Below are 5,750 nucleotides of genomic sequence, written 5' to 3'. Positions count from 1 at the left end.
TAGGGTTTAAAGACGCATAACAATAATTGAGAAATGAGATAACTCGGGACAGTCTAACTTGCATGGGGATACCATGCAAGTTTTTTAGCGAATGAGGGGGAGAGTGGTGGGGACGGTTAACAACTATCTCAACTCTGAAAATAGTTGGTACAAGCCATAAAATAAAGTTGGAATAAAGTTGGGAAATAAAGTTGGGGACAGGTAACAACTATTTTAACTTTGTATATAAATAGTTGTTACCTGTCCCCAACTAAATTCTCATCACTACACTAAATTCCCGTAAAAATCTAAGGTATAATTATATTGTGTTTTAATATATAATAGTAATGGTGATAAAATGAAATATGCAGTTATTACATTTACAGAAAATGGAGACCGAATTGCAGAAATTCTAGCTTCGAAATTTGATATTGATTTATATTCAAAGAAAAAACAAAGTGATTTTAATTTTGCGCAGGTTAGTAAAAAGGTAATGGAAAGCTATTGTGGTATAATATTTATAAGTTCGACAGGTATTGCAGTTAGAGCTATAGCCCCCTACATAAAAAGCAAGGATGTGGACCCTGCAGTAATAGTTATAGATAATTCGTGTAATTACGTTATAAGTCTTTTAAGTGGTCACTTAGGAGGGGCAAATGAGCTTACATTAGAGGTTAGTAGGCTTCTTGTAGCGCAACCTATAATAACAACGGCTACAGATAATTTAGGCATTTCTGCTCCGGACATGATAGCAAAAGACAACGGACTGATTATTGAAGATTTGAAAAAAGCAAAAGACATAGCTGCACTTTTGGTAGATGGGAAAAAAGTTGGTTTTTTTGATGAAAAAGGAATAGTTCAAATACCAACTGGTTATAGTAGTAATTTAGAGGATATTAGTGGATTACTGTACATTTGCAGTAGTGAGTGTATTGATAAGCAAATAGATGTCCATTTTGTACCTACACTTAAATTAATAAGAAAAAATATCGTACTTGGGATTGGCTGTAGAAAAGATTTTCCAGTCGATAAAATGAAGCAGACAGTATTAAGGATTCTTAAAGAGTATAACATTGACAGTAGGGCAATAAAATATATAACAACAGTGACGGTCAAAAGAGATGAGATTGCAATAGTGGAATTAGTAGATTATTTAAAGTGTCAGCTAAAAATATTTACAATAGGAGATATAAAATTAATACAACATAAATTTTGTGGTAGTGATTTTGTAGAGAAAACTATTGGGGCTCGCGCTGTTTGTGAACCTTGCGTAGAACTTTGCGAGGCAAGGATTAAAATAAATAAAATGAAATTAGATGGTATGACGTTATGTATAGGAGAAGTATGATATAATAGAAAAGATGTTTTAAAATAAGAGAAGTATGATACAATAGAGAAGATATTTTGAAACAAAAAAATGTACAAACAAGTGAAGTATTAAAATAAGAAAGATTTCAATGAATATTTATAGAATATTATCAAGTAGACTATAAAAATAAATTTAGTATAATTATAAAAACGATTATGCAATAAGAGGAGTGTATTTATATGATAACAGAGAACAACGAAGAGATTACAATTCAAGATGCGACAGTGGAGAATAACGAAGAGGTTGTAAGTAGCGACGTAGCAACAGAAAGAAAAGAAGAAGTTACAATGGGAGACATGATGGAGACTACAGAGGCATCTACTGTGAACATTAACAGTGGAGACATTGTACGTGGAACAGTAATTTCTGTAAATGAAAATGAAGTGCATGTTAACATAGGATTTATGACAGATGGAGTTATACCTAAAGAAGAGATATCAAACGAAAACGAAATGAACCCTATGGATGTTGTTAAGGTTGATGATGAGATTTTTGTATACATAATGAAAGTTAATGATGGAGAAGGAAATGTACTTTTATCTAAAAAAAGAGCAGATAGTGTGAAAGTATGGGATAAATTCAAGGAAATTTTAGATGAAAATAAAACTATAGAAATAACAATTGGTGAAATAGTAAAAGGTGGAGCTACAACTTATATTGAAGGAGTTAGAGCGTTTATACCTGCATCACAAATGTCAGATTCTTATATAGAAAATCTTCAAGAATTTAAAGGCCGAACTTTAGAAGTTAAAATAATAGAACTTGATAAAGCTGATAAAAAATTAGTTTTATCTAGAAGAGTAATAGAAAGAGCAGCAAATGATGTTAAAAAAGAAATAGTTTGGAATGAACTTAAAAAGGGTGAAAAGAGAAAAGGAGTTATAACTAGACTAGCTAAATTTGGTGCTTTTGTTGATTTAGGTGGCGTTGATGGTCTTATTCACGTTTCACAATTATCATGGAAAAGAGTTGAAGATCCATCAGAAATAGTCTCAGTTGGAGAAGAAGTAGAAGTTACTGTTATAGATTTTGATAAAGAAAAGGGAAGAATATCTCTAGGACTTAAAAACGCAGAAGGAAACCCTTGGAATAATATAACAACACTATACCATTCAAATGATATAGTAGATGGAACTGTGGTAAGAATAATGGACTTTGGTGCTTTTGTACAACTTCCATCAGGAGTAGAAGGATTGGTTCATTTATCAGAAATATCAGAGGAACATATAGCAAAGGTTTCTGATGTATTAAAAGTTGGAGAAGCTGTAAAAGTTAAGGTTGGAGACATAAATGAAAAAGATAGAAGAATAAGCCTAAGTATTAAAGAAGCATTAGATAAAAGTTATGGTGATCTTTCACAATATAATGGGGAAGAACAGGGTGGAGTAACTTTAGGAGATCTATTAGGAGACAAATTAAAGAATTTCAAATTTGAATAAAACTTATGAGGCAAAACAACTAATAGTTGTTTTGCCTCATGTACTATAAGGAGGTAGACCATTGTTAAAGTGTGAAGTCTGTGGAAACCCAGCTGATAAACATCATATAGTTTATAAAAGCCAAGGGGGAATTGAATTTCAACTTAACTTTAGATACCTTTGCACGGAGCATCATAGAGGAGTGAACGGACCTCACAAAAATAGAAGGCTAGATTTAGAATATAAGCTGGATATGCAGAAAAAACTTGAAGCAATTCTAGTAAACGAGATTTACACTAGTGATGAGTTGGTACATATACTTAATATAAATAAAGGGGTTATTATAAGACTCTTTAAGAATTATAAGATAAGTGATAAAGGGTTTAGAAAAGTGGATATTATTTTTAGGCTTATGGGAAGAAATAAATATAACGAAGAAATGTTATTAGAATTAGAATGTGAAGATTTGTAGCTTATTATAAAAGAGTAAAAGATATAGGAGACATATGAAATGTCCACTATATCTTTTATTTTTAATAACTTTCCTTTTGAAAAGCTGCTAAGCTCTAGATAATGCTTTTTTACCGATGATTACAAGCACTAAGACAAGGACAGAAGTTAGAGCAATAGTTCCTCCTGGAGCACAGTTTATGTAATAGGATATAACAAGTCCAAAAATTATATCAATAAAGCCGAATAGTATGGAGAATATTAGAGTATGCTTAAAGCCTTTATTTAGCTGAAGTGCCGTGGCTACAGGTAAAGCTATCATAGAGGACATAACAAGTATTCCGAGTATTCTTAGGGATACTGAAATAGTAGCCCCTACTAGTAGAGCAAAAACATAGTTGATTATCTTAACCTTTACCCCTGAAACCTTAGCACCTTCTTCATCAAAAGTAATATATAATAATTCATTATATAAAGAAATTAAAGTTATTATAGAAATAATACTAAGTACAAGCATTATGTATAAATCACTTTTGGTAACGGTTAGAATACTTCCAAATAGAAAAGAATTAACATTGGCACCTGCTTTGCCTGTACTTATCAAAGTTATCCCAATACCAACACTAAATGTAAGTATAATTGCTAAAATTAATTCTGCATATTTTTTATAATAATCCCTTAAAAATTCAATGGATAAACCGCATATAGCTGTAAAGATAAAAGCACAAAGTATAGGGTTATAGCCAAGAATTAAACCAATGGCTACTCCGGCAAACGAAGCGTGTGCCAATGTATCTCCCATCATAGAATATCTTTTGAGTACTAGAAAAACTCCAACAATTGGAAATAAAATAGAAATTAAAAGTGAAGCTATTAAGGCATTTTGCATAAAACCATATTGGAACATAAAGTGATGTTACCCCCTTTCTTCTTTTAACTTATTTTTATAATTATCAATGGTATAAAGTATTCCATTTCCATTACTCATTTCAAAAATATCAGTTGAATTTTCTAGTGCAGCTTTTAAATTATGTTCAACAGAAACAACTGTAATACCTAGGTTTTTATTTAATCCTTTAATAATTCCATATATATCTTCCATACTTTGAATGTCTATACCAGTAGAAGGCTCATCTAAAATCAATAGCTCAGGCTCACCAATTAAACTTCTGGCAATAAAAATTTTTTGTTGCTGCCCTCCAGAGAGATTCCCAATAAGAGTATGAGTATAACTTTCCATACCAACAGCCTGCAAACTTTTTAAAATTAAATTTTTATCTTTAAGCTTTAACACTTTCCTATGGCAATTTAACATCTCGTAAACTGTTATAGGAAATTGTGAATTGAAATTTTCAACCTTTTGTGCTACATATGCTATTTTTGAAGTGAAAATAACAATAGAACCACTATTAGGTTTTAATAAATTTAATATTAATTTAATTAAAGTACTCTTGGCACTGCCATTTTCACCTAGTATTGAAACATAGCTGCCTTTTTCGATTTTAAGATTAACGTTATCTATTATGTAGGATTTTAAATTTGTATATGTAAAATATATTTTTTTTATGCAGATCATTTCGTTCCTCCTGTTTTCCTTTATATATAACTATACGAAATTAGTTAAGGTAATATACACTAAAAATTGTACCAACAAACAGTATACACCGAAATGCGAATAATTTGCAACAACTCTCTTGATATTATTGACAAAAAACTATATAAATACCTCTTATAAATAATTATATATCTGGTAAAACTGTATATGTCGATACTTAATTATTATTAAGTTATTAATTTAATAGCATAGTTAATATTGGTTGAGTATCTACAAATAAAAATACATGTTTTCATGTATTTAATTTAATAAGAAAGGTAGTGTTATCATGGATATGGATAAAAAAAGCTCAGCTCATATGATTAGTAGAGTAGTGAAGGATAATCAAGGAGAAATCACAGCCTATGAATTTGAAAATGGAGAAATAGTTTCAAAAGAACAAGGTGTCTTGCTTGCTAAGCAAGGGAATGTAAGTGGAGTTTCTGTTTCAACCTCAAAAAGAGGCGAAGAATTCTTGAAAAGCCTACCTGATGGTGATAAAACCAATAACTTGGATAGTTTGCCAATCATAGATGACAATGAAATCTATTAACATTGAAAACAGGGACACTTTGTGTCTCTGTTTTTTTTAGCGAGTGAGATTAAGGCGGGGACGGTTAACAACTAATTGACATTGTTTTGATTAGGCGGGGACAGGTAGAAACTAATTGATATTGTTTTGATTAAGCGGGGACAGGTAGCAACTAATTGGCATTGTCTTGATTAGGCAGGGACAGGTAGAAAATAATTGACATTGTCTTGATTAGGCAGGGACAGGTAACAACTAATAAATATTCTCTTTAATTGCCGATTTTTCTTGAAAAAACCTTTACTTTGAAATATTATGGAATAGTGCTTAGACAGATTCAGAGCATATGTGATAAACTTAGATGAACAGGGGGGAATAAACAAATGGAACTTCTAAAAGATACCTTAAATT

6 protein-coding genes are annotated in these 5,750 nt (G+C 31.0%); 4 read left to right on the top strand and 2 right to left on the bottom strand.

Features of this window, described 5'->3' with window-relative positions; translation table 11 throughout:
- Positions 1-337 precede the first annotated feature (337 nt).
- The 3 genes from cbiG (at position 338) to JJE11_RS13320 (ending at position 3,238) form a co-directional block, all read left to right on the top strand.
- Positions 338-1,327, top strand: a complete 990-nt coding sequence (gene cbiG / locus JJE11_RS13330; protein WP_291636402.1) for a cobalt-precorrin 5A hydrolase — start codon at positions 338-340, stop codon at positions 1,325-1,327.
- Positions 1,328-1,527: 200 nt separating this feature from the next.
- Positions 1,528-2,787 carry a 30S ribosomal protein S1 gene (rpsA, locus tag JJE11_RS13325; protein ID WP_291636400.1) on the top strand — a complete coding sequence of 420 codons (1,260 nt, stop codon included), beginning with the start codon at positions 1,528-1,530 and terminating at the stop codon, positions 2,785-2,787.
- Between the two features lie 61 nt (positions 2,788-2,848).
- On the top strand, positions 2,849-3,238 hold the full coding sequence (locus JJE11_RS13320; RefSeq protein ID WP_291636398.1) for an HNH endonuclease: 390 nt from the start codon (positions 2,849-2,851) through the stop codon (positions 3,236-3,238).
- 87 nt (positions 3,239-3,325) lie between these two features.
- On the opposite strand, the gene JJE11_RS13315 is transcribed toward JJE11_RS13320, so the two are convergent.
- Both JJE11_RS13315 and JJE11_RS13310 read right to left on the bottom strand, forming a co-directional pair.
- On the bottom strand, positions 3,326-4,123 hold the full coding sequence (locus JJE11_RS13315) for a metal ABC transporter permease (RefSeq protein ID WP_291636396.1): 798 nt from the start codon (positions 4,121-4,123) through the stop codon (positions 3,326-3,328).
- A 9-nt stretch (positions 4,124-4,132) separates the two neighbouring features.
- On the bottom strand, positions 4,133-4,792 hold the full coding sequence (locus JJE11_RS13310; RefSeq protein WP_291636394.1) for an ATP-binding cassette domain-containing protein: 660 nt from the start codon (positions 4,790-4,792) through the stop codon (positions 4,133-4,135).
- 307 nt (positions 4,793-5,099) lie between these two features.
- On the opposite strand from JJE11_RS13310, the gene JJE11_RS13305 reads away from it, so the two are divergent.
- Entirely contained in the window at positions 5,100-5,363 is a 264-nt protein-coding gene (locus JJE11_RS13305) for a DUF3892 domain-containing protein (protein WP_291636392.1), read from the top strand.
- Positions 5,364-5,750 lie beyond the last annotated feature (387 nt).

It is taken from the genome of Clostridium sp. (assembly GCF_016650095.1).
In the GTDB taxonomy this organism is placed as follows: domain Bacteria; phylum Bacillota; class Clostridia; order Clostridiales; family Clostridiaceae; genus Clostridium_AD.
The sequence above is the reverse complement of the archived record's forward strand: the minus strand, read 5'-3'. Positions and strand labels throughout refer to the sequence as shown.